This is a genomic window from Akkermansiaceae bacterium (assembly GCA_024233115.1).
Classification (GTDB): Bacteria; Verrucomicrobiota; Verrucomicrobiia; order Verrucomicrobiales; family Akkermansiaceae; genus Oceaniferula.
On sequence record JACKQB010000003.1, the window covers coordinates 176,077 to 199,142 of the forward strand.

Sequence of the window (23,066 nt, forward strand, 5' to 3'; positions counted from 1 at the left end):
CAGCAGAAGACCGTGCAACGGACTATCGACATTTTACCCGGGATGGAAATGCCAAAATCCCGTCATCCCCACGTTCTCGATAATTTATCTTCAAACTTGCCGGCAGCTACTCCAGAATCTGCCAGCCATGAGCTTCGATGCCCCCGACCCATACCAATCTCCATCGGTCGACCCACATCCCGTCCTCCTCCCCAACCCGGAAACAGCTCCCGACGGTGAAAAATCCGCCGTCGCCCCGCCAGTGGTGGTGGAACACCTCCGGTGCACGCGCCCGTGGGTGAAATTTTGCAGTATCGCCGGTTACATCACCTCGCTTTTCCTTGTTCTGATTGCCTTCCTCACCCTCCGTGGCATGCTCGGCCGGTTCTCATTCCGTTACCTTGTGCTGCTGGGCAGCTTTTACCTCATACTCGCCATCCTCTTCGTGATCCCGTCGCTTTGGTTATCGAAGTATGAGAAATCCATCACCCGGCTCGAAGTCAGCCACCGGATCGAGGACCTCGAACAAGCGATTGCGCATCAGCGGGCCTTCTGGAGAAATATGGCGATTGTGATCCTGATTATGCTGTTGATTTACCTCCTCACCATTGCATTTTCCGCGATAGTTATCATTTCAAACCGATAACTTTCCGCGTGTCATACGCGTATTTCCTCTATACTTATTGCCCGTTTTAGTCCAGTTTCTCGCGGGCTAAGCAAAATAGCTTCCAATGTGCGTAACATCCGGCCAACATTTCCAGCCCAAGGGATGAAGGTTGTCAGGAAACCCGCACCAATCACCCGAAGATCACCCTAACAGCCTATATCCACGAAATCAATCGCGAAGATAAGCTCAAATCAACCCATTTTATGTCGGAGAAGAATATTACCATGAAACAGCCACTCGGATTACCCCCAGCACAGGGACTCTATGACCCCCAGAACGAACACGACTCCTGCGGAGTTGGTTTCCTTTGCCACCTCAAGGGTAAGAAATCCCATGACATCATCGAGGGCGCCCTCGACATGAACGTCTGTATGGAGCACCGCGGTGGTTGTGGTTGTGATGAAGCCACTGGCGATGGCGCCGGCCTCTTTATCCAGTTGCCCCACAAGTTCTTCAAATCGGTGACTCCGGCGCTTGGCATCGACCTCCCGGAGCAAGGCCAGTATGCGGTTGGCTTCGTCCACCTCTCCCCGGTCCCGGAGGAGGCAGAGGCAGCCATGGCATCTTACGAACGGGCCGTCATCAAAGAAGGCCAGACGGTTCTTGGCTGGCGCGATGTCCCGGTGACCAGTGATATCCTCGGCAAGGCAGCCCGCGAGTGCGAGCCCCAGATGAAACAAATCTTTGTCGGCAGGAATCCTGAGATCACCGACGACCAGGAATTCGAGCGCAAGCTCTATGTCATCCGCCGCCGGGCCTCCCAGTCGATCCGCTACACCGCCACCAGTGGCGCCGAATATTTTTACACGGTTTCCCTTTCCGCCCGCACGATCGTCTACAAGGGAATGCTCACCACCTGGCAGCTCAGGGATTATTTCCCGGACCTTCAGTGCAAGGAAATGGAATCAGCCATGGCCTTGGTCCACTCACGCTTCAGCACCAACACCTTCCCGAGCTGGCCACGTGCCCAGCCATTCCGCTACATGTCCCACAATGGTGAAATCAATACCATGCGTGGCAACTCCAACTGGATGAAGGCACGCCAGAAGCTGCTCTCCAGCGGGGTTCTCGGCCAGGACCTCGATAAACTCCTACCCATCATTCGCGACGACGGGTCGGACTCCGCCATGTTTGACAACTGCCTCGAGTTCCTCGTGCTCTCAGGACGTTCCCTGCCCCAGGCCATCATGATGATGATCCCGGAGCCATGGGAAAACCACCAGCACATGAGCGATACCAAAAAGGCATTCTACGAGTATAATGCCACGCTCATGGAGCCATGGGACGGCCCCGCCTCGATTGCATTCTGCGATGGCATCTCGATCGGTGCCGTCCTCGACCGCAATGGTCTGCGCCCATCCCGTTACTACGTCACTAACGACGATATGGTCATCATGGCCTCCGAGGTCGGTGTCCTGAAGGTCGACCCCGCTACCGTGGTCAAAAAAGGCCGCCTCGAGCCAGGCCGCATGTTCCTCGTTGATACCGAAAAAGGCCGCATCGTCGGCGACGCGGAGGTGAAGGAAGAAATCGCCCAGGAAAAACCCTACGGCAAGTGGCTTGAAAAAAACCGCGTCTTCTTTGCCGATCTCGCCAAAGGGGAAACCAAGCCAACCATCACCGGCCACGACCTTATCCAGCGCAATCGCGCATTTGGTTACACCTTCGAGGACAAGCGACTCATCCTTGCCCCCTCAGCGGAAACCGGCAACCAGCCGCTCGGTGCCATGGGCAACGATACCCCCATCGCCGTACTCTCTGACAAACCACAGCTGCTCTACAACTACTTCCGTCAACTCTTCGCCCAGGTGACCAACCCGGCCATCGACCCGATTCGCGAAGAGCTGATCACCTCCAGTGTGACCTTTGTCGGCTCCGAAAACGACATCCTCCATCCTGGACCGGAAAACTGCCGGATGATCCGACTGGAAAGCCCCATCATTGACAATGAGGAGCTGGCCCGCCTGCGGGACGTTGACCTGGACGGTTTCCAGGCAGAAACCCTGCCCATTCTCTACCGCCCGGAAACCATCGACTCCGGTCTGGCCGCCGCCCAGCTCCCCGGTCATGCTGACGAGCCCAACGTATCAGATCCGAACGGCGATATCGACCAGGTCTCGGGAGACGCGTTGAAGACAGCTCTCGATAACCTTTTCAAAGCCGCCGATACAGCGATCCGGCATGGCGACAACATCCTCATCCTTTCCGATCGGGGGATGAACGATATCAAGTCCCCCATTCCTGCTCTGCTGGCCGTGGCGGGTCTCCATCACCACCTGATCCGACAAGGCACGCGCACCAAGGTATCCATCGTGCTCGAGTCCGGCGAGCCACGGGAGGTCCACCATTTCGCTGTCCTGTTAGGATACGGCGTGGATGTGGTCAACCCGTATCTGGCCATCGATACCCTCGCCCAGATGACCGAGGACGGAGAGCTCGAAATGGATCATAAAACCGCCGTCAAGCAGTATCTCAAGGCATCCATTAAAGGCGTGATCAAAACCATGTCGAAAATGGGGATCTCCACAGTCGCCAGTTACCGTGGTGCCCAGATTTTTGAATGTATCGGTCTCAACAGCGAGGTCATCGAACAGTATTTCACCCGCACCACCTCACGCGTCAAAGGCATTGGCCTGGATGTCATTTCCCGTGAAGTGAAAATGCGTCACGACGATGCCTACAAGACCCGTGAAACCGAAAACGAAGCCCTTGATCCAGGTGGCGTCTATCAATGGCGCTCCGATGGCGAACGTCACTTGTTTGGCCCGCAGGCAATCCACCTCCTTCAACAGTCGACCAAGCTGGGCGACATGGAGGTCTTCCGCCAATACTCAAAACTCATCGATGATCAATCGAAGGGCCTGTGCACGCTGCGTGGACTGATGGATTTCAAGTTCGATCCCGCCAACGAAATCCCGATCGAGGAAGTCGAACCCGTCAGCTCGATCGTCAAACGCTTCAAGACCGGCGCCATGTCCTACGGTTCTATTTCCAAAGAGGCTCACGAGGCTCTGGCAGTCGCAATGAACCGCCTCGGCGGCAAATCAAACACCGGTGAAGGTGGTGAGGATCCCTATCGCTTCCGTTGGACCAATGAAAAAGGCGACTCGAAAAAAAGTGCCATCAAGCAGGTGGCCAGCGGTCGCTTCGGAGTTACTTCCAACTACCTCGTCAACGCCCGCGAGATCCAGATCAAGATCTCCCAGGGTGCCAAGCCCGGCGAAGGAGGAGAGCTGCCAGGCCACAAGGTGCTTCCCGAGATAGCCAAGTGCCGCGGCACCACGCCAGGGGTCGGTCTCATCTCCCCTCCTCCTCACCATGATATTTATTCGATTGAGGACATGGCCGAGCTGATCCACGACCTGAAAAACGCCAACACGGATGCCCGCATCAATGTCAAGCTGGTTTCAGAGGTCGGTGTCGGAACCATCGCCGCTGGCGTGGTGAAGGCAAAAGCCGACGTCATCCTGATTGCCGGTCACGATGGTGGCACGGGGGCCAGCCCACGCTCATCGATCCAGCACGCTGGCTCCCCATGGGAACTTGGCCTTGCCGAAACAAACCAGACCCTCCTGCTCAACAACCTCCGTAGCCGCGTGATCCTGGAAACAGACGGTCAGCTCAAGACCGGCCGGGATGTCGTTATCGGCGCGTTGCTCGGTGCCGAGGAGTTTGGCTTCGCCACCGCTCCCCTGGTCACACTCGGCTGTATCATGATGCGTGTCTGCCACAAGAACACCTGCCCGGTGGGTATCGCCACCCAGAACGTCGATCTCCGCAAGAAGTTCGATGGCGCGGTGGAGAATGTGGTCAACTACATGAACTTCGTCGCCGTGGAAATCCGCGAGCTGATGGCAAAACTCGGTTTCCGCACGATCAACGAGATGGTCGGCCGCTGCGACCTGCTCGAGATGCGTGACGCTGTCGATCACTGGAAGGCCAAAGGCCTGGATTACTCAAAAATCCTCTACCGTCCAAAAGTCGGCCCTGAAGTGGGAACCTACGCCACCCAGCAACAGGACCACCTGCTCGACCAGGCACTCGACAACACAACTCTGCTCGCCCTCTGCCAGCCAGCGATCGAGAACTACGAGAAAGTCTACGCCGAGCTCCCCATCGAAAACGTCAACCGCGTGGTCGGGACCATCACGGGAGCCGAGATCAGCCGTCACCACGGTGCCGCCGGTCTCCCTGCCGACACCATCCACCTCAAGTTCAATGGCTCCGCTGGACAAAGCCTCGGTGCTTTCTGTCCCAAAGGTATGACCTTCGAACTCGAGGGCGATGCCAACGACTACATCGGCAAAGGGGTTTGCGGTGCCAAGATCATCGTTTACCCACCCAAGTGCTCACCGCCTGAGCTGGTTGCGGATCAAAACATCATCGTCGGCAACGTCGCCTTTTACGGTGCCACGGCCGGCGAAGCCTATATCGCGGGTGTCGCCGGGGAACGTTTCTGCGTCCGGAACTCGGGTGTCCACACCGTCATCGAGGGCGTCGGCGACCACGCCTGTGAATACATGACCGGCGGCTCCGTCACCTGCCTCGGTGGCACCGGCCGGAACTTCGGTGCCGGTATGAGTGGTGGTGTTGGCTATGTCTACAACGAACACGGCGACTTCGAGTCCAAACTCAACGGCGCCATGGTCAACCTCTACCCACTCATCGAATGCGAAAACAGTGAGATCGAGGAAGTCAAAGCACGTATCCAGAAACACGTCGATTACACCGGCAGTGTCAAGGGCAGCAAGATCCTGGAAAACTGGGAGGAGGAATCCGCCAAGTTCCTCAAGGTCCTGCCAGCCGACTACGAGCGCGTGCTCAATGCCGTTAAGAAAGCCGAGCAAAGCGGCTTGGAAGGAGACGCCGCCATCCTCGCCGCCTTCGAGGAAAATGCCAAGGTGGGGAACTAACGTCCCTTAAACACCAAATACCAAACTCCAAATACCAACAAGGCGGCTTCGCCTTAAACTGCAAAAACCAAGTAAGAAACTTCCGTGTATTCCGTTCCTTTCGTGGTTTAACATTCAACATTATTACCAACCAATACCATGGGAAAACCAACTGGATTCTTAGAATTTGAACGAGTCACTATTCCGGACCGCCCCCCGCTTGAGCGGATCAAGGACTGGAAGGAGATCCATCAGGATCGCGACAACACAGTGCTCAAGCAGCAGGCATCACGCTGTATGGACTGTGGTGTGCCCTACTGCCACACCGGTCTCACCATCGGCGGCATGGCAAGCGGCTGCCCGATCAATAACCTCATCCCCGAGTTCAATGACCTAGTTTACCGCAACCGCTGGGACGAAGCACTTGAACGCCTTCTCAAGACCAATAACTTCCCCGAGTTCACCGGACGCGTCTGCCCTGCCCCCTGTGAAGGCTCCTGCGTGCTCGGATCGATCGAACCACCGGTCACCATCAAAAACGTCGAGTGCTCGATCATCGACCACGGCTGGGAAAACAATCTGCGGACCCCGAAACCTCCCGCCGAGCGCACAGGTAAAACTGTCGCAATTGTCGGCTCTGGTCCTGCTGGCCTCGCGGCAGCTGACCAGCTTAACCAGGTCGGGCACACGGTCACGGTTTTCGAACGCGCCGACCGCCCCGGCGGCCTGCTCATGTATGGTATTCCCAACATGAAGCTGGATAAAAAGGAAGTCGTCGAACGCCGCATCAAACTCATGGAGGACGAAGGCGTCGAGTTCAAATGCAATGTCTTTGTTTCTGAAAACAACGACTGGACACCGGCCAGACTTCGCAATGAATACGATGCCGTCATCCTCTGCTGTGGGGCCACTGAAGCCCGCGATCTCGAGATCGACGGCCGTGACGCCAAGGGCGTGCACCAGGCCATGGAATTCCTAACCGCCAGCACCCGGCACCTTCTCGACAACGATTTCGACGGCACCAACCCCGAGCTCAACGCAGCCGGTAAGGAGGTGGTTGTCATCGGTGGCGGTGATACCGGAACCGACTGTGTTGGCACCAGTATCCGCCAGGGTTGTAAAAGAGTGATCCAACTCGAGATCATGCCCATGCCGCCCATGGAGCGGGCACCTAACAACCCATGGCCGGAGTGGCCCAAGGTATACAAAATGGACTACGGCCAGCAAGAGGCGGAGGCTACCCAGGGGGCAGACCCACGCAGTTATCTGGTGATGACCAAGGAAATCGTCGAGGACGAGGACGGCAATGTCACCGGTCTCAAGGTCGTTGATATCAACTGGCAGAAAAACCCCAAGGGTCAGTTCATCCCGGTAGAGACCGAAGGCAGCGAGCGCACCATCAACGCCCAGCTCGTCCTGCTCGCCATGGGCTTCCTCGGCCCCGAACAAAAGATCATCGACCAGTTCAAGCTTGAGATCGACATCCGCAGCAACGTCAAGGCGGAGCATGAGGTCTACACAACCAACGTCGAAGGTGTCTTCGCCGCCGGCGACATGCGCCGGGGCCAGTCGCTGGTCGTCTGGGCCATCAATGAAGGCCGTGGCGCCGCCCGTGAGTGCGACCGCTATCTGATGGGTTCAACCCAGCTGCCGTAGACAGCAAGACTGATGGATTCCAAGATGCCTCTGGCCCCGGCCAGGGGTATTTTTTTGTCCCGGCGCGTGACCGCTACCGGTCACATTCCCTACCGCTACCGGTCACTTTCCCTACCGCTACCGGGCACTTTCCCCACCGCTACTCAGAACCTCCCTTGGCACCAGCCGCAGGCTCTTTGGGGGGATTGATCAGTGCCTGGAATTCCTCGATCCATTGCGGGGCGTCCTGATGCGTTAGATAGGTTTCCAGATGTTTGAGCATCCGCAAGGCTGATGCCCGTTGGTCACCAGCCTTGAAACAATCCATTTCCATCTGCCACAGGAGCTGTGGGCGCTTTTCACTCAGGAATTTCTCCAGCTCCGGCGGCTGCATCGCGTCTTTTTTCCCGATCGTCGAGCCCTCCCTGACATTCCATTTTTCCACAACATATCCTTCGTGGAGAATGCGTTTTTGCCAAGCGGCACGCAGCGAATCAATACGATCAGGCTTGCGTAGCGGAGGCAACACCACCTTGTTGTATATTTGTGCAATATCCATCGCCGACTGCGGCCAGTCCTCCACTTTGATGTTAAGGCTATAGGCTTGGGCAAAAACAGAGCCGAGTGCATTCTGACTGAGGATGGCACGATGCTCCTTAAGGACCTCGGCGTGTTTCATAATCTGGTCGAGGTGATCGATGGCACGCTTACCCATCTCGCTGATATCACCATCGCGACGGGCAGCTTCAATACTGAGTAACAACCAGGCCAGCTGGTGCCGAAGCGCCATCCGCATCGACGATGAATTCAGTCGATCCTTGTTCTTCCGCTTCCAGTCGCGGAACTCGCTCGCCTTCCTTTTTTCATCGGTGAAACGGACTTTCTCGTAGCACTTCAGATAGAGGTCCATGGTTGCATCGTCCGATTGAATCGCAGACCGGTAATCCTGGATCGCCCTGCTAAAGAGCCCCCCCACCCGGTCTTCCGACTGTTGCTGGATTTTTTTCAGTTGCTCCTCCAACGCAATACGATCCGCTTCGCTCAGGGGCTGGGGTTCGGCGGCTACCCTTCCTCCACTGAAGGCTATCAACAACGCACATGTAAGCGTCACTACGGAGAGTCGAACAAACCTGATTGGGTGCAAAAACATCATAACATTGATCGTGAGCAAAATTAACTACTTGCGTAGGAACGTCCTTATATCAACGAATCTAGAATACGAGCCGAATTCCGGGATTGGGAGGTAATAATCATCCCCCGCAATACAACAAAAATGGCACACACGACACTTGGCTAATCGCGCAACCACTGTGCATAATCCCTTTATGCAAGGCCTCATTCTCAAGGTAGACTGCCCCGACCAACACGGTATCGTTGCCAAAATCGCGTCCTATGTCGCGGATTACTCCGGCAACCTCGTTGAGTTTTCCCAGTTCACCGATGATGACCATGCCAAGTTTTTTGCCCGCGTTGAAATCGACACCATCAACCTCAAGGTAAGTGTTGAGGATTTTATCGCCGGTTTCAACACCCTTGGAAAATCACTCTCCGCCACCTGGCACTTCCGCAGACTTCCTTACAAAATGCGCACGGCGGTGTTAGTGACCCGGACGGATCACTGCCTCAACGAGGTCCTGTGGCGGACGAAGTTAGGGGAAATGCCCATCGAAATCACTTCGGTGATAGGTAACCGTGACACCTGTAAAACAATCGCCGAGCAAGCGGGGCTCCCCTTCCACCAGATCGAGATGGATGGAGATCAAAAGGAAGTGGGTTTCCAACAGATCAAAAACATCCTGCTTGAGGAAAATGTGGAGCTCACCGTGCTGGCACGTTTTATGCAGATTCTCCCCGATTGGTTTTGTCGGGAGTTCAGTGGCAAAATCATCAACATCCACCATTCATTTTTACCCGCATTCATTGGTGCCAACCCTTACCAACAGGCCTACGAACGTGGGGTCAAACTGATCGGCGCCACCTGCCACTACGTCACCAGCGAACTAGACGCCGGCCCGATCATCGAGCAGGAAGTCAAACGCGTGCAGCACTTTCATAAACCGGCCGATTTAATGAGGTTGGGGCGCGACTGCGAACGCACGGCACTCGCCAGGGGGATCAGGCACCACGTCAACGATCGCACCATCATCCACCAGAACCGCGCGATTGTTTTCCCCGATTAGAAGCCTCACATTGTAGCGAAGGGCCTTCGCCCTTCGACGGGGAAAAGGTCCAGTCACACGCACACCCACGAAGAGCGAAGGCTCTTCGCTACCGGGATCATGTGGTAGCACACTTTCTGCGGGTCTGGCCGTTGCCGCGGATACGGTATTGGTAGGAGGTTAGTTCGCGCAGGGCCATCGGGCCGCGGGCATGCAACTTGTCGGTTGAAATACCAATCTCGGCACCAAAACCAAACTCCCCGCCGTCGCTGAAGCGGGTGGACACGTTGTGGAAAACACAGGCGCTGTCGCACTGCGTCATAAACTGCTGGGCGCGTTCCGGGTCGGCGGTCACAATACACTCGCTGTGTCGGGAGCTGTGTGTGTTGATGTGCCCAACAGCCTCCTCCAATGAATCCACCACCTTGATGGCGATGATGAGATCGAGGTATTCGGTGTCCCAGTCTTCGGGGCAAGCGGGCACGGCCTTGTCGCCGAGAACATCCAGCGTTGCGGCATCACCACGCATTTCAACACCCTTTTCGGAAAAAACGGCCGCCATTTTCGGGAGAAACCCAGCCGCGACATCACGGTGCACTAACAGGGTCTCTAGGGCGTTACAGACACCGGGTTTGTGGGTCTTGGCATCATCGCTTATGGCCACCGCCATATCGAGATCAGCCGCGCTGTCGATGTAAGTGTGACAAATACCGTCGTAGTGCTTGATCACCGGCATCCGCGCCTGGGATACCACCGCTTCAATGAGCCCCTTGCCACCGCGCGGAATGATCACATCGAGCCACTGGTCCATACCCGCCATCACGCTGACACTTTCACGGTCGGTAAAGGGAATGAGCTGGATGGCATGGGCAGGAAGCCCGGCGGATTCGCCGCCCGACTGAAGAGCCGCCGCGATAGCCTTGTTAGAATGAATCGCCTCCGAGCCGCCGCGCAGGATGGTGGCATTGCCTGATTTCAGGCACAGCACCGCAGCGTCACTGGTGACGTTGGGCCGGCTTTCGTAAATGATGCCGATCACACCGATCGGGACCCGGACTTGCTCAAAGTGGATATCGTTTGGACGTGTCCAGGCATCAAGGACTTCCCCGACAGGGTCAGGGAGCTCAGCGACTTGATCAACACCGGCCGCGATCGCTTCGAGCCGACCGGGGTCGAGACGAAGCCGGTCAAGCATCGCGGCACTGAGTCCATTCGCCTCCCCCGCCTCGATGTCCCTGGCGTTGGCCGTGAGGATGAGCTGTTCGTTCTGGCGCAGCCCTGCGGCCATCGCACGCAGGATGGCATTTTTTTGGTCCGCATCGAGCACGGCCAGTGCGTGGGCGGCCGCACGTGCCTTCGCCCCCATCCCAAGGATGATTTCCTTGATCTCTTTGTTGTCCATCGGAGCGAATATCACTAGATGTCGCAAACAGCGAGATGGCTCACCTCTTCTTTGACCTGTTCGGCGAGTGGTGTGCTGAGGTAACGCTCGGTGGAACTTGCCGCCACGGTCACAATGCGTTTGCCGGCATACTCGGGCCGCTTGGCCAGCTCGATGGCCGCCCAGATGTTGGCACCACTGGAGATCCCCACAGGCAGCCCCTCGTTTTGAGCCACTGCCTGGGCTGTTTCAAAGGCGTCTTCGTTGGAAACGCAGATGGTTTCATCGATGATATCCACATTCAGGTTTCCGGGGATAAATCCGGCTCCGATCCCCTGGATTTTGTGCGGGCCTGGCTGGCCTCCGGAAATGACCGCGCTGGCAGCGGGTTCGACGGCGATGGCCTTCATATCACAACGAGACTTCAGGACCTCGCCAACCCCGGTCAGGGTTCCTCCAGTGCCAACACCTGCTACAAAGGCATCGATCTTGCCATCCGTGGCCGCCCAGATTTCTTCCGCCGTTGTCTGGCGGTGGGCCTCGGGGTTGGCGGGATTATCAAACTGGCTTGGACCGAAGGCTCCGTCTCCAGCCTCCTCGATCAGCTGCCTGGCCTTGGCGATCGCTCCACCCATACCTTTTGGCCCCGGGGTCAAAACGATTTCAGCACCCAGCATACGAAGCAATACGCGGCGCTCCAGAGACATGGTTTCAGGCATCGTCAGAATACAGCGATACCCCTTGGCACGGGCAACAAAGGCCAGGGCAATACCGGTGTTTCCCGATGTCGGCTCAATAATCGTACCACCCGGTTTGAGTGAGCCGTCTTTCTCTGCGGCCTCAACCATCGAACGACCAATCCGGTCCTTGACGCTGAAGAGTGGGTTGAAAAACTCACACTTGACCAGAACCTCCGCATGCAGGCCCTTGGTGAGATAATTCAGTTTGACAAGTGGAGTATTTCCGACGGTTTCTACTAGATTGTTGGCTATGTTGCTCATGGTAGTTAGGATAAATAGGTTTGCTGCCGTTAAGCATTACCCATTTTCACTGGCAATCAAGCATGATTCGTCAGAGAATTTGTCATGTCTGCACACTCGTCCGTGAGCAGGTAAAAAACCGTGCCTTTCGCAAAATTCGTGATAAAAGCCCCGCGTGTCCATGAAAGCAACCAGCACAGCACCAGTAACCCGTTCCCTATTGGGCCTCGGTAAAGAGGATATCGAGGAATATGTCATTGCGACCGGGGGCAAATCCTATCGCGCCAAACAGATCCTGGAATGGCTCTACAAGCAGCGGGTTGGCAGTATTGCGGAAATGACCAACCTCCCGGCAGCCGTCCGCGAGAAGCTGGCTGAGGAATTCCACCTCAATGACCTGCAACACGTCGAGACAAAGGGGTCAGAGGACACGACCCGCAAGTTTCTCTTTCGCCTCCATGACGGCCGTTACGTGGAAACCGTTTTCATCCCCGCATCCAAGGGGCTCAACGGCAGGCAGTCCGACCGGAAGACCATCTGTGTCTCATCCCAGGTGGGCTGTGCCTATGGCTGTAAATTCTGCGCGTCGGGCCTGGCCGGGTTTACCCGGAACCTTACAGCGTCAGAAATCGTCGGGCAAATGCTGGCCGTGGAAAAGGAAACCGGTGAAACGATCAACAACATCGTCTTCATGGGCATGGGTGAACCCCTGGCCAATGTCAACCACCTGATCAAGGCACTGGAGATCATCACCAGCCACTGGGGACTCAATATCGGTGCCCGTAGCGTGACCGTCTCCACATCAGGACTCGCCCCCCAAATCCGGACGCTCGCTGAGTTTCCCGTCCCGATCCGGTTGGCCATCTCCCTGCACGGCGCCACCGACGAGGTGCGCGACCTGATCATGCCCGTCAACAGCAAGTATCCGATCAAGGAAGTCTTTGAATCCCTGCATTACTGGCGGTTACATAAAAAACAGAAAATTTCCCTCGAATACATTCTAATCAAGGGAGTCAACGATGATCTTGACCAGGCATCCATCCTCGCCAAGCGAGCCAAGGGGGTCAACGCCAAGGTGAACCTGATCCCCTACAATACCGTTGAGGGACTCGACTGGGAAAGGCCCTCGGCAGAGGTCTGTTACGCCTTCCGGGACGTCGTCGCGGACGCGGGTATCAACACCACCCTCCGACTTGAAAAGGGGGGTGACATCAACGCCGCCTGTGGTCAGCTGAGGCTGAAAAAAGAGACCGCCGAGGGGATCATCGAGGCTCCTGTGAAGTCGCGCTAGCGGCAAAACTGCGCCATTTGTTTGTCGGGATCGCGGCAATCGCCATCAACACAAACTGGCTGGCGACAAATGCCAGCAGCCAGGGAAAGGCCTTGTTCATAAAACCATAGGAGTGCAGCCCCACGCCGAGCATGTTGACCCCGAACCAGGAGAAGGACGTGATCACGTTGCCAAACAAGGACATCACCATCAGGCCCCGGCGTCGGATATAGCCACCCCAGCGTGCGTGCAGGATCACGGCGCACCAAAGCACAATCAGCAGGGCACCGTTTTCCTTGGGGTCCCAGCCCCAGAACCGCCCCCAGGACTGGTCGGCCCAGATACCTCCGAGCACCGTGCCAACAAAGCTGAACAGCAGGGAGAAGCAGGTAATGCCGTAAACCATCCGGCCAAGGGAATTGTCCAAGCCCTTGGTAAGCGATTGGGTGAAAACACCCCTGACGACATATATCGTGGCGATCATTCCCGCGAGGAACATGGACGAGTAACCAGCTGTAATGACCACCACATGAGTCGCCAACCAGATATTGGTATCCAGAACCGCCTGTAGCATTTCCAGGGTATCACCGCTGCTGGCAAGGTGGTGGGCAATCACCAGGGTGATAAAACCGATCGCCCCGGAACAAGCCACACCTATACCGTCTTTGAAGACACGCTCAAGGAACAAACCGAGTATGCAGGTTCCCCAACCGATGAAGATCGCGGAGGAATAGAGGTTTGTCACAGGTGGGCGGCCCTGCAGATACATACGCGTAATCAGGCCGAGACTATGAATCACCAGAGCGATGACCAGAACCCAGACAGAAGATCGGCGCAAGGAGTCCCCCTTTGCCAGCCACGATCCACAGGCGAGCAAAAACGCCAGCACATAAAGCCCCATACTCCGGTAAAAGGGGTCCACCTGGTTAAACAAATACTCGAGGGACACTTTTGAACTCGCCTTTGGCTCCGCTTTTTTGATGTCCCCCGCGATGATCCCTGCCTGCTCCGCGAATGTGTCTTTATTTCCGGCTAGATAAGCATCGCCCATTTCAGCAAAAGCAACCGCTCGTTGGTCCAGAGTACCATCGGTAGCCACGGCTAACAGAGCTTCACCTGTTGTCATCCAATCGGCACCGCCATCACTCGGAGGGATCGGCCTCAAATAGCCAGCCCCACTTAGGGTCTCGTAGCGCGTTACCATCGTGCTGAATCGGCGGAGGGCTTCCTTATCGTATTCCTTTTGAGCATTCCGGTTCATCATCGCCGCGTATCCCTTGGGTGCCAGTTCGCTGTAGGATTCAAGTTCCGCGGAAAAATCGGCCATGGCTTCGGGCCGCAGGGAAAATTGCAATTTTTGATAAAGGGCCAATGAGTTGAACAAGTTGAGAATCGCTGTTTGATAAGGCGACCTCTGGGCCGACTCCACGTCAGCCGCTTGTTTCCCCTGCTCATCAATCTGGGACATGTAGGGAAACAGTTCATCGTAACTAAACCGTTTGCGGTCATGTTGCTGCCAGCCAAACAAGCCTAACACCTCTGGGTTATGAATGAGAAAGCACTTGTGACTATTCGCCTTTTTCCAGTCGAACATGACATCCAGCAACCACTGGGTGGCGCCGATTTTTTCACCATCCTGCCGCACCACTTGCTTGCCATTGATGATCAACAGCGAGTTGCGCGCCAAAGTATCGAACGGCTTGATGCGTCCACCTACCTGGACGGGCAGTTTACCAAAGGCACTGACATCCATCCCGTTATTTCCCGGGTCGGAAGGTCGGGTGACAGGGTAGAGCCACGCCAGCGTGACGAGAGCTACGATCCAGAAAGTCCAGCTTTTCATGAGTTGTTAGTCTTTTTGTTACGACGTGAAAATTTAACCAGGTGCATGCAGAATTGGAGCAGCAAGCCTACACTGACGACCACGCAGGCCACATAGGGAGCTGCCACACTGGGGTTGCGAACGACTTGTAGCACCGTGATATCCTCACTGCGCTCAAATCCCGCCTGATAGAATGTTTCGCCGCCGTAACGCAGTGGATGGTTCATGTAAATGAGCACCTCGCGACCCGCAGAGCCGTCAACATCTTTGAGGGTAACCCGGCTCGAGAAATTCTTGGGGATATTCGTGCCGGGATAACGCTCATGCACAAAATCATGCAGGGTCAGGGAAAAGGACTTGTAGTGGCGCTTCATACGCAAGGCTATGCTCCACGTCTTGCCACCTGCTTCAAATTTCTGCTCAGAGGCCAAGCCATCGGAGACAAGCCATGTCCCCTGGGACGCCTTGTCTTTATCACTGTTATCGCCTACCGGAATTACCTCTATGACGGCGCTCACCAGGTTGCGCTCATTGGGTTTACTTGAGGTCGGCATACTCTTGACCACAACACGCGCCCCCACCCCTTTGTCAGCAGCCGCTGTGGTGTCGTCGCCGTGCCCACCGATCATTTGCAAACGCGAATTAGGATAGAGCTTCTTCACCAGAATCCGGAATGGCAGACTCTCATGAGAGATCAGCTTACCGGGCTTCAAGACATCGGCGGGAATGGCGGTCACCGTGTCAAAATCCGGGTTACTGACATCTGTCACAGCCAACTCGATGGTATCGATTTCCTCCGAATAATTCTTGGTCTCACCCTCCTTGATACGCATCTGGCTTTCCACGGAAAAAAGATCCGTCAGCAGGCCTCCGGCCAGCATGATGATCAGTCCCGCATGAGTAAGTTGGATGCCGGCCTTGTCCCAGCCCCATTTGAATCTCTGGATGTGCGCCGCTATCAGGTTAAGGAGTAATACCGCGCCTATCAAATGACCACCGGGGAAAATGGGGATTCTGAAGCCGCCCTCACCGCCAGCTGACCACCATACGAAAATACTTTGGAAATACTGCGCCTGAACCGCCTGGATACCCATTTGTACCTGGGCCAGTGTTCCTGCGAAAATAAGCACCATCGCTGCCACCAGGCAAACAATCGTCAGCTTGAGGGAGCTTATCCCCTTAAACAAGCGGGTCATCAAGGATTTCATTGAGATGTCAAATTAACGGATGAAAGAAAACGGATGAAGTTGGCGCGCTCGGACGCCACCAAGTGGGCGGGACCGGTCAGTTTGAAGAACCATGTACCGCCACCTTGGCGACACCACGCTGCCACCGTGCTGTTTGGTTTTCCATGGCAGTCGACGTAAGCGATGGGGCCAGACGGGGAATCAACTTGACCCGTCGTCTTTGCCAGCATGGCTTCCGTAATGGGCTCCAAGCCGACCTGGCCCCGCCACCGGTTGACGTTAGCCAGTTCTCCACCGCTGGCTCCCCCGAGACGGATGACGGTCACTTCCCCCTTCGCGCCACTTGGGTCTGATACCAGGAATGTGGCGAGTCGCATCGACCCTGATGGGGCTCCTGCCTGCCAGCCATCCGGGACCTTCCAGGTCACGCCTTCCGGTGGTTCCACCTGCCCAGTGGCCACGGGCGGAGTCGTTGGAGCGGCGGGTTGAGCTCCGGGGTTTTCAGCAGCCGGATTGGCGACCTTCTTTGCCGTTTGGACCCATTTCACAAAGGCGTCCTTTTCACTCCCAAGCAACCCGGCATTACCGCGCATCTTGTAAAACCACATCTCATTATCGAGCACTAACAAGGCTGCAATGATACGACCGTCCTGTGCTGGATTTTCAACCCCGGTGGTGGCAATGAGATCGACCATCACGGCTTCTCCCTGGGGTGTCGTTACCTTGACCGAGCTGTCCGCCAAGCCTTTTTCATCCACTGGAGGTAATCCGATCTGGCCACGCCAGCGGTTGACGTTATCCAATACTCCGCCGGCAGTACCAGCGAGAGAGATCAATGAGATATCAGCAATGCTATCGCCTCCCCCCTTCAGCGAATAACTCGCCAGGCGCATCGATGATGCACGGCCTGGCAACCAGGTCTCCGGCACTTCGCCTAGCACGGTGGGTTTGCTAGCGGCTGCGGCACCCACCCCTGCCATCCCGGCATGAGGATCGGGTGTCCCGGGTGTGGGCATGGGCACCCCCGCATGGGGATCGGCACCTCCAGCAGGAGCTACAGCAACGGGCTTTTCCTTGGGGACCTGGTAAACCTCGATGTCATCATCGGAGTCGCACCCTGCCAAGGGTAAAAACACCAGGACTCCAAGAGCAAAATACGAGCGGTAATTCAACATGTTGTGAGCAGTATTCATGGCTTGGTTGGCACTGTCAACTGACTACATTTCATCACCTTCTTATTTGCTAATCACTTATTGCTTTCTCCATCCCCCCTCCGAGGAGGTCCCTTCAAGGACTGCACAACCACGGTCTAAAAGAGGGACTCCCATGGTGTCCGCAGTGGACGACCAAAGGAGCCCCTTAACCCCCGAATGAAAAAAAATGACTCTCTGGATTGATTATTCTTCCTGGTTACCACCGGTGTGACATTCGGCGCAATCGTAGTCCTCGTATTCTGAATCGATGTGCAGGAAATCGAGTCCCTTCGGGGTGTATTTTGCCAGCTCCTCAACCGTACTGCCCTGTGAGGTAATGATATGGCATGAAGTACAATCGCTCGCTTTGATTTTCAAATCGCCCGTTGTTGCCTTGTGATTTCCATCGTGACAACGGAAGCAGCCAGCCCAGTTTTTATGACTCAGGTTATCAGGATAGGCACGCCAATCCGCTTTCATCCCCGGGAAGAAGTTCTTCTTATAGATCGACTGCACTTCCGTCACCAAGGTCTCGACACGCTTGTCATCCGGGTATTCAGCGCGTAGATATTCATCAATCTTGGCCAAAGCCTCCGTACTATCGGCATAGGGATCGGTCAGGGCCTTGACAGCCTTCATCTTGGCCCAGGGCATCGTCGGGTCGATCTTGCCCATGGTCATGGCCCGGTCCACCGCTTCGTTAGGACTCTTAAACTGGTGGGCCGCCCGATTATGGCAGTCCATGCAGTCCATCTTCTTGATGGTGTGATCCGCAATATTTCCGTCAAAATCCGGAGTCTTGAACTCGGTGACTTTCCCATCGATATCCGTCATGCGGACCCAGGGGATCTCTTGCCCGTCATCCGTACTGATGAATTCTATCTGATTGGCAATGTTCATGTGCCAGTGCACACCTGACACCTTACCTTCGGCTGGGTCTCCACCACCCACGTTGATCTGCATACGGATGGTCCATGGTGTGTTCTCTTCATCGGCAAGGTAGTAGCGGAATGTTTTTGCTACCGTACCCACATGGCTTTCACGCCAATGGCATTTTTCACAGGTTTCCTGGGTGGGGCGTTTCTCCCGATCATGCAGGACAATCGGACGACTAAAATCGCCCATTGTCTGATGGTAAAGCTGGCGCATCCCATTGATTTTTGTCTTCACATAGGCGGTGGCACCCGAGCCAACGTGACACTCTGCACAGGCAACATGGGCGTGAGGCGAATGCTGATAGGCCACAAATTGTGGCTCCATCGGTTCATGGCAGGCCTTACCGCAGAAACTCACTGTCTCCATGGTATGATAACTCTGGTAACTGCCAAATGCCGTGATCAACAGGAAGCCAACACTGACCAAAGCAAAACCAATGAGCCGCTTCTGGTCACTTTTCCTCGAGAGGTCGATACTTAAAACCAGCGGGGTCGCTTTGCCCTTGGTTTTTTTCCGATGACGCCGTTGTAACCAGTAGCCAATAAGCATCAGTCCACATCCGGAGAAAAAGAAGAACGGCGCGATGAGGTAACAGAGTATCCCCATGTAGGGATTCGAGGTCTCCGCCATAAGGTCAATCGCAAACAACAGGATGAATGCAAAAACGGCACTCACCGAGAGCAGGATGCCTAGCATACTGATCCAGTTTCTGAAAAGACGTGGTGTACGTAGTCGACGCCCCGAGGGTGGGGCGTCGCTGTTGGGCTTCTTGCTCATTGTGCTATGAAGGTTAGTTGATTTAGCAGGCGATTGACGAGTGCATGACTAACCGACGGGCTATTCTATTATTTCTTAAACGCGCGGACGTATTTCATCAGTGCGTCAATCTCGGCTGCGCTAAACTTGTCAGCGTAAGGTTTCATCACCTCCTTGCCTTTCTTTTTAACCCCCTCCTTGATGGCCTTGACTCCCTCGGCATCACTGAAGGATGCCTGGACTTTGGGGTCACGATAATCGCGGGCTCCTTTTTTCTTACCCATTTTGGTATTACCGCTACCGTCCTTGCCGTGGCACGATGCACACTTCTTGGAATAGTTGGTGGCAGCATCGGCAGCTTGCGCTACTGAAACAGGCAGGAGGAAGGCTGCGGACAGCATGGTTAGTTGTATGATTGTTTTCATTGTTGTTTGGTTCTTTATTTATTTGCTTCCCCTTTTCACCAAGGGGAAGCTGTCATTCTATCTCTATTTGATGAACTATCAATCTGTAATTTCAACGTTTAGAAGCTCATGCGGAAGCCGGTCGACAGCACGTGTGCTTCGTAGTCGTTGTATCCAGCGTAAGCCTCATCATCGCTCTTGAAGTATCCATAGTTCATACTCCAGGTCATGTTGTCATTGAGTTGGCGAGTGAGCCTGACTGTGAGCGCATGATCCTTGGCCATTGATCCGTAGGGAGTGCCTACAGCGGAGTTGTCCACGTAGTTATCGACTTCATAGTAGGAGTAACCCACCGTCAACATGGTCTTCTTATCCAGCTGGAAACCAGCGTTGATTGACGCCATCCAGTAGTCGTTATTCCAGTCGACCACCTGGGCCCCCACCTGGTTATCGGATTGGGTTGCCGTTTCAGACTCAATGTAGTGGAAACTACCCTGAAGATACATCCAGCTAGTGGGTGACCAGGTCACACTCTCACTGAAGATATGCCGGGTGATGTCAGCTACATCAACAAGCTCGGTTCCGATCGCCGCCTGGTTCTCGATGTCTATCTGCTGGTAGTCATAGCGGGTCACAAAGGTCAGGTTTGACGCTGCCCTCCAGGTAACACGGAAGTTAAAATCATGGGTGTCCGTGTTGTGTTGGAGCAACTGGGCATCCAAGCCGTTGCCAGTAAGGACATGGTCAAAGTCCTGGTCGTAGGTGCGATTATAATATTGAGTCGCAAAACTCAACCCCTTACATGGATACCAGTTGGCACCGACGGTGTATTTTTGGAAATCACTATCAGTCGCTGTCGATCTTCCTGATACATCAGTGCCGTGTTCGATATCCCTTACCAGTTTTGCGTCACCTTCTGATTGGGCAATCTCTGCCCTGGCATACAGCAGCATATTATCGATACCGCTGTATCTAATCTCAAGTTGCTCGGTAAGCTTGGTGAACTCATCCCGGCCTGATTGATCGTGTGGTTCACCTTCGTAGATGAACTCACCCGTGGATACCGTCTGGTCTCTGCGCTCGAACCGCAAGGAAGGCACGATGACAAGATCATCCGTGACATTCCAGAAGAAGTTCGCGTTCGCAACCTGAAGCTTTGCATCTGAAACCCCCATGAGCTGGCTGTAGTCGTGGCGGGTCGATGCCCCCCCCGACGAAACCCTGGAGCCACCGAAATCAGCATCCAGATCCGTGAACGAATACCCAAAGGACAGCAACATTTTATCATTGATTCGCGTGACGCTGCTCAGATGGGCATTGAAAATATCCGACTCGCCGGTTTCGTTCTGGGCGGTGGTATTCGTAGTCGTGTCAGCGAACATGTTCCGGGTATTATCGAATTTGATGTTCTGATAACTGAGACCGGCACCAATGTCGGTGTTCCCCAGGGTATACAGGAAGTCCAGGCTAATGATGTCCTGGGTCTCGTCCAGATCATAAAAACTAGGTGCAATACCGCGATTGAAAGGGCGTCCACGGACGGTGGAATCCTTCATGCCTTCACGCCACAGGTGTCTGTAGGTCAGTGTAAGCTCGGGCACGTCAGGCATACGCAAGCCAGCCTGGAAAAAGAGCTCACCACGCTCGAGCGAAAGCTCGTCGTCATACAAGCTGATCCAGTCATTGGGTGGCGCGACACTGGCTCCGGCATATCCACCGGACCCGTCATACCATTTCTTATACTGCGTGTAGCCGAAGCGGACAAAACCAAAGTCGTCCTTCACATAGCTCAGGTTGATTTTGTAGTCGTCCAGCCCGAACAAGGCATGGCCGTCGAGCAGGAAGATTCCGTCATCGGTCATTTTTTCGTAACGGAACGAGCTGCTACCTCCGAAGAAGTCCCCATTGGAACCATGTCTGTGTTGGAACGCTGCGCTATTGCCTTTGACGTCAGCACCACCAACGGATAACTCGACCCAACTGGCGGCTGCTTCATCATCCGCTGCTTCCGGCTCTTCGGCCAGGAGGGCGCATGGACTAAGCAGTGCGACACCTGTAATAAGCGCATTCGCGCTTGCAGCCCGGGAGCTGCATTGTTTGATAAATGATTTCATTTTCATTTTTATAAATGGATAGGTGTTATTAGTTGCGGAGGTGGTAATCAACATTGGAGCCGTGAACATTCTCATGACATCCCGAGGTCCAGCAGGTGCCCCTGGCCACGTAGCTTGCGTGGTTGCGACCACCTACATATAGTGAGTCAAAACTACCGGCCTGATCCTGGAAGTGGCACTTCAAGCACAAGGTGTGGTTACGCTCGGTGAGCATTTTCTGGTTCACTGAGCCGTGGGGCGAGTGGCAGGTTGTGCAGCCCTCACGCACGGCTTCGTGTTCGAAAACGAACGGTCCCTGCTGTTGCACGTGGCACTGGGTGCAGGTTTCGTTTTTACTGGCGATCTGGGTGCCACCACCTTTGGTGGCTGAACCCTTGTGAGGATCGTGGCAGTCGGAGCAACTCATCTTGCCGTTCATCACCGGGTGGCTGTATGGCAGGTTGAATGAGGCTTTGACGTCCGTATGGCACTTCAAACATGCATCGGGAGATTTACCTGGATTGACGATGGTGGCAATCGCCCCCCCGGATTCGACGTGCTTGCTTCCCGCACCGTGGCAACTTTCGCAACCGATGTCGGGCGCGTGTTTACCCTTGGTAACGAGCTTGGCATGATCCGCGGTTTTAAAGTCGCGGACGAGTTTCTCATGGCAATCGGAACAGGCTTCAGTTCCGACCATGGTGGCCCCTGGAATGACCGGTGGTGCAAACAGGGTGTGGCTCACACCGCTACATGATATAGCAATCAGAGCCATTCCAGCAGTTCCACCGATACACCAAGCGAAAATTCCGCTTCTTTTTTGTAGTGCACGGGCGATGTTCTGCCAGCGATTTAGTTTCGAGTTCAGTTCCATAATTGGTTAATTGTTAGATGTTGGATGATTACGATACAATGAGCAGGGATACGACGCATGGGATTGGTTCCGGACTGAATCCGGATGAACGCATTGAAGCATTACGACCTTTTAACACGCTGCGAACTTCGCATATTATGAGCAGTTTGACTACGCAGTTTGGCGTAGCTTGTATGCATATTTTATCATGCTTCCCTGCCTCCTCACGGTGGAAAAAATCGAGCCCCTACCTCTCCATCCACTGTAAGGCATTGTAGATGTGTTACTTGCAACACACTCTCGCCATAAATGCCGGCCAATACCTGTGCAGATGAGAGGCTACACATAAAATGAGCAGGCATCAACGTCACCTGTGGTCAGCTAAGACTGAAAAGGGAAACCGTCGGGGGAAAAATCGACTCAGCGGTGGAAACATGATCAGGTGAGGACGTCATAGAGCGATTACGCTCTAACAAATTCACACACCCACAGACTGACTTCTTCCCCAGCTGCCGATCTAATGATTCTGGCAGCTGCTATCGGTAGGAACTCCGGGGATGGTGTCATTCTTCTCAACAAACCCCTGCTCCACCAGATACCGCTCCACTTCATCACCCGAGACATCGGCGAGCATGTGGCCGTTGACTGACACACATGGACTGAGTGGCTGGCCGCTTTTCTGTTCCATCTCCCACTTGAAGGCAGGATTCTTGATGATGTCTTTTTCGGTGTAGGCGAGTTGGTACTTGCGCATGATGGCACGCACGCCCTCGCTCCAGCCGCAGAAGGTTTTCAAGTAGCAGACGATATCCGGTTTTTCCTGACTCATATGGTGATTGTGGGGAATTGGATCCTCCCG

The 23,066-nt window shown here is 54.9% G+C and carries 16 protein-coding genes; 5 read left to right on the forward strand and 11 right to left on the reverse strand.

The window, feature by feature from the left end; genetic code table 11:
• The first annotated feature begins 127 nt into the window (after positions 1-127).
• The 3 genes from H7A51_08700 to H7A51_08710 all read left to right on the forward strand — a co-directional run bounded on the left by H7A51_08700 (position 128) and on the right by H7A51_08710 (position 7,194).
• Complete coding sequence (locus H7A51_08700; GenBank protein MCP5536296.1) at positions 128-625, forward strand: hypothetical protein; 498 nt, start codon at positions 128-130, stop codon at positions 623-625.
• 224 nt (positions 626-849) lie between these two features.
• The gene (gene gltB / locus H7A51_08705; protein MCP5536297.1) at positions 850-5,559 is read left to right on the forward strand and encodes a glutamate synthase large subunit; all 4,710 of its coding nucleotides are present in this window, start codon (positions 850-852) and stop codon (positions 5,557-5,559) included.
• Between the two features lie 138 nt (positions 5,560-5,697).
• Positions 5,698-7,194 carry a glutamate synthase subunit beta gene (locus tag H7A51_08710; protein ID MCP5536298.1) on the forward strand — a complete coding sequence of 499 codons (1,497 nt, stop codon included), beginning with the start codon at positions 5,698-5,700 and terminating at the stop codon, positions 7,192-7,194.
• Positions 7,195-7,333: 139 nt separating this feature from the next.
• Here the strand turns inward: H7A51_08710 and H7A51_08715 are convergent, their stop codons facing one another.
• Entirely contained in the window at positions 7,334-8,284 is a 951-nt protein-coding gene (locus H7A51_08715) for a hypothetical protein (protein MCP5536299.1), read from the reverse strand.
• Positions 8,285-8,498: 214 nt separating this feature from the next.
• On the opposite strand from H7A51_08715, the gene purU reads away from it, so the two are divergent.
• Positions 8,499-9,353 carry a formyltetrahydrofolate deformylase gene (gene purU / locus H7A51_08720; protein ID MCP5536300.1) on the forward strand — a complete coding sequence of 285 codons (855 nt, stop codon included), beginning with the start codon at positions 8,499-8,501 and terminating at the stop codon, positions 9,351-9,353.
• A 97-nt stretch (positions 9,354-9,450) separates the two neighbouring features.
• On the opposite strand, the gene H7A51_08725 is transcribed toward purU, so the two are convergent.
• Together H7A51_08725 and cysK are read right to left on the reverse strand one after the other, a co-directional pair.
• Positions 9,451-10,734 carry a glutamate-5-semialdehyde dehydrogenase gene (locus tag H7A51_08725; protein ID MCP5536301.1) on the reverse strand — a complete coding sequence of 428 codons (1,284 nt, stop codon included), beginning with the start codon at positions 10,732-10,734 and terminating at the stop codon, positions 9,451-9,453.
• A 14-nt stretch (positions 10,735-10,748) separates the two neighbouring features.
• Positions 10,749-11,714, reverse strand: a complete 966-nt coding sequence (cysK, locus tag H7A51_08730) for a cysteine synthase A (protein ID MCP5536302.1) — start codon at positions 11,712-11,714, stop codon at positions 10,749-10,751.
• 160 nt (positions 11,715-11,874) lie between these two features.
• Here cysK and rlmN point away from each other — a divergent pair, with 160 nt between their 5' ends.
• The gene (gene rlmN / locus H7A51_08735; protein MCP5536303.1) at positions 11,875-12,984 is read left to right on the forward strand and encodes a 23S rRNA (adenine(2503)-C(2))-methyltransferase RlmN; all 1,110 of its coding nucleotides are present in this window, start codon (positions 11,875-11,877) and stop codon (positions 12,982-12,984) included.
• Here rlmN and ccsA read toward each other — a convergent pair.
• The 8 genes from ccsA to H7A51_08775 form a co-directional block, all read right to left on the reverse strand.
• A complete protein-coding gene (gene ccsA, locus H7A51_08740; protein ID MCP5536304.1) occupies positions 12,956-14,806 on the reverse strand; it encodes a cytochrome c biogenesis protein CcsA in 1,851 nt (616 codons plus the stop codon). The two genes, rlmN and ccsA, sit on opposite strands and share 29 nt — an antisense overlap.
• On the reverse strand, positions 14,803-15,993 hold the full coding sequence (locus tag H7A51_08745; protein MCP5536305.1) for a cytochrome c biogenesis protein ResB: 1,191 nt from the start codon (positions 15,991-15,993) through the stop codon (positions 14,803-14,805). The genes ccsA and H7A51_08745 overlap by 4 nt, the downstream gene beginning before the upstream one ends.
• The gene (locus H7A51_08750; protein MCP5536306.1) at positions 15,990-17,165 is read right to left on the reverse strand and encodes a hypothetical protein; all 1,176 of its coding nucleotides are present in this window, start codon (positions 17,163-17,165) and stop codon (positions 15,990-15,992) included. Before H7A51_08750 ends, H7A51_08745 begins: the two co-directional genes overlap by 4 nt.
• 204 nt (positions 17,166-17,369) lie before the next feature.
• Positions 17,370-18,878, reverse strand: a complete 1,509-nt coding sequence (locus H7A51_08755; GenBank protein ID MCP5536307.1) for a NapC/NirT family cytochrome c — start codon at positions 18,876-18,878, stop codon at positions 17,370-17,372.
• Between the two features lie 68 nt (positions 18,879-18,946).
• Positions 18,947-19,282 (reverse strand): cytochrome c, encoded by a 336-nt coding sequence (locus tag H7A51_08760; GenBank protein ID MCP5536308.1) that lies wholly within the window; start codon positions 19,280-19,282, stop codon positions 18,947-18,949.
• A 98-nt stretch (positions 19,283-19,380) separates the two neighbouring features.
• Positions 19,381-21,381, reverse strand: coding sequence for a hypothetical protein (locus tag H7A51_08765; GenBank protein ID MCP5536309.1), 2,001 nt, complete (start codon positions 21,379-21,381; stop codon positions 19,381-19,383).
• A 22-nt stretch (positions 21,382-21,403) separates the two neighbouring features.
• Positions 21,404-22,054: a hypothetical protein gene (locus H7A51_08770; protein ID MCP5536310.1), complete on the reverse strand. Its 651-nt coding sequence runs from the start codon at positions 22,052-22,054 to the stop codon at positions 21,404-21,406.
• 670 nt (positions 22,055-22,724) lie between these two features.
• Entirely contained in the window at positions 22,725-23,036 is a 312-nt protein-coding gene (locus H7A51_08775) for a glutaredoxin (protein MCP5536311.1), read from the reverse strand.
• Positions 23,037-23,066: the final 30 nt, after the last annotated feature.

Bases quoted from the DNA above. Each gene is read 5' to 3' on its own strand.
- H7A51_08700 (MCP5536296.1), top strand. From the start codon at position 128: ATGAGCTTCGATGCCCCCGACCCATACCAATCTCCATCGGTCGACCCA.
- gltB (MCP5536297.1), top strand. From the start codon at position 850: ATGTCGGAGAAGAATATTACCATGAAACAGCCACTCGGATTACCCCCA.
- H7A51_08710 (MCP5536298.1), top strand. From the start codon at position 5,698: ATGGGAAAACCAACTGGATTCTTAGAATTTGAACGAGTCACTATTCCG.
- purU (MCP5536300.1), top strand. From the start codon at position 8,499: ATGCAAGGCCTCATTCTCAAGGTAGACTGCCCCGACCAACACGGTATC.
- H7A51_08725 (MCP5536301.1), bottom strand. From the start codon at position 10,734: ATGGACAACAAAGAGATCAAGGAAATCATCCTTGGGATGGGGGCGAAG.
- cysK (MCP5536302.1), bottom strand. From the start codon at position 11,714: ATGAGCAACATAGCCAACAATCTAGTAGAAACCGTCGGAAATACTCCA.
- rlmN (MCP5536303.1), top strand. From the start codon at position 11,875: ATGAAAGCAACCAGCACAGCACCAGTAACCCGTTCCCTATTGGGCCTC.
- ccsA (MCP5536304.1), bottom strand. From the start codon at position 14,806: ATGAAAAGCTGGACTTTCTGGATCGTAGCTCTCGTCACGCTGGCGTGG.
- H7A51_08745 (MCP5536305.1), bottom strand. From the start codon at position 15,993: ATGAAATCCTTGATGACCCGCTTGTTTAAGGGGATAAGCTCCCTCAAG.
- H7A51_08750 (MCP5536306.1), bottom strand. From the start codon at position 17,165: ATGAATACTGCTCACAACATGTTGAATTACCGCTCGTATTTTGCTCTT.
- H7A51_08755 (MCP5536307.1), bottom strand. From the start codon at position 18,878: ATGAGCAAGAAGCCCAACAGCGACGCCCCACCCTCGGGGCGTCGACTA.
- H7A51_08760 (MCP5536308.1), bottom strand. From the start codon at position 19,282: ATGAAAACAATCATACAACTAACCATGCTGTCCGCAGCCTTCCTCCTG.
- H7A51_08765 (MCP5536309.1), bottom strand. From the start codon at position 21,381: ATGAAAATGAAATCATTTATCAAACAATGCAGCTCCCGGGCTGCAAGC.
- H7A51_08770 (MCP5536310.1), bottom strand. From the start codon at position 22,054: ATGGTCGGAACTGAAGCCTGTTCCGATTGCCATGAGAAACTCGTCCGC.
- H7A51_08775 (MCP5536311.1), bottom strand. From the start codon at position 23,036: ATGAGTCAGGAAAAACCGGATATCGTCTGCTACTTGAAAACCTTCTGC.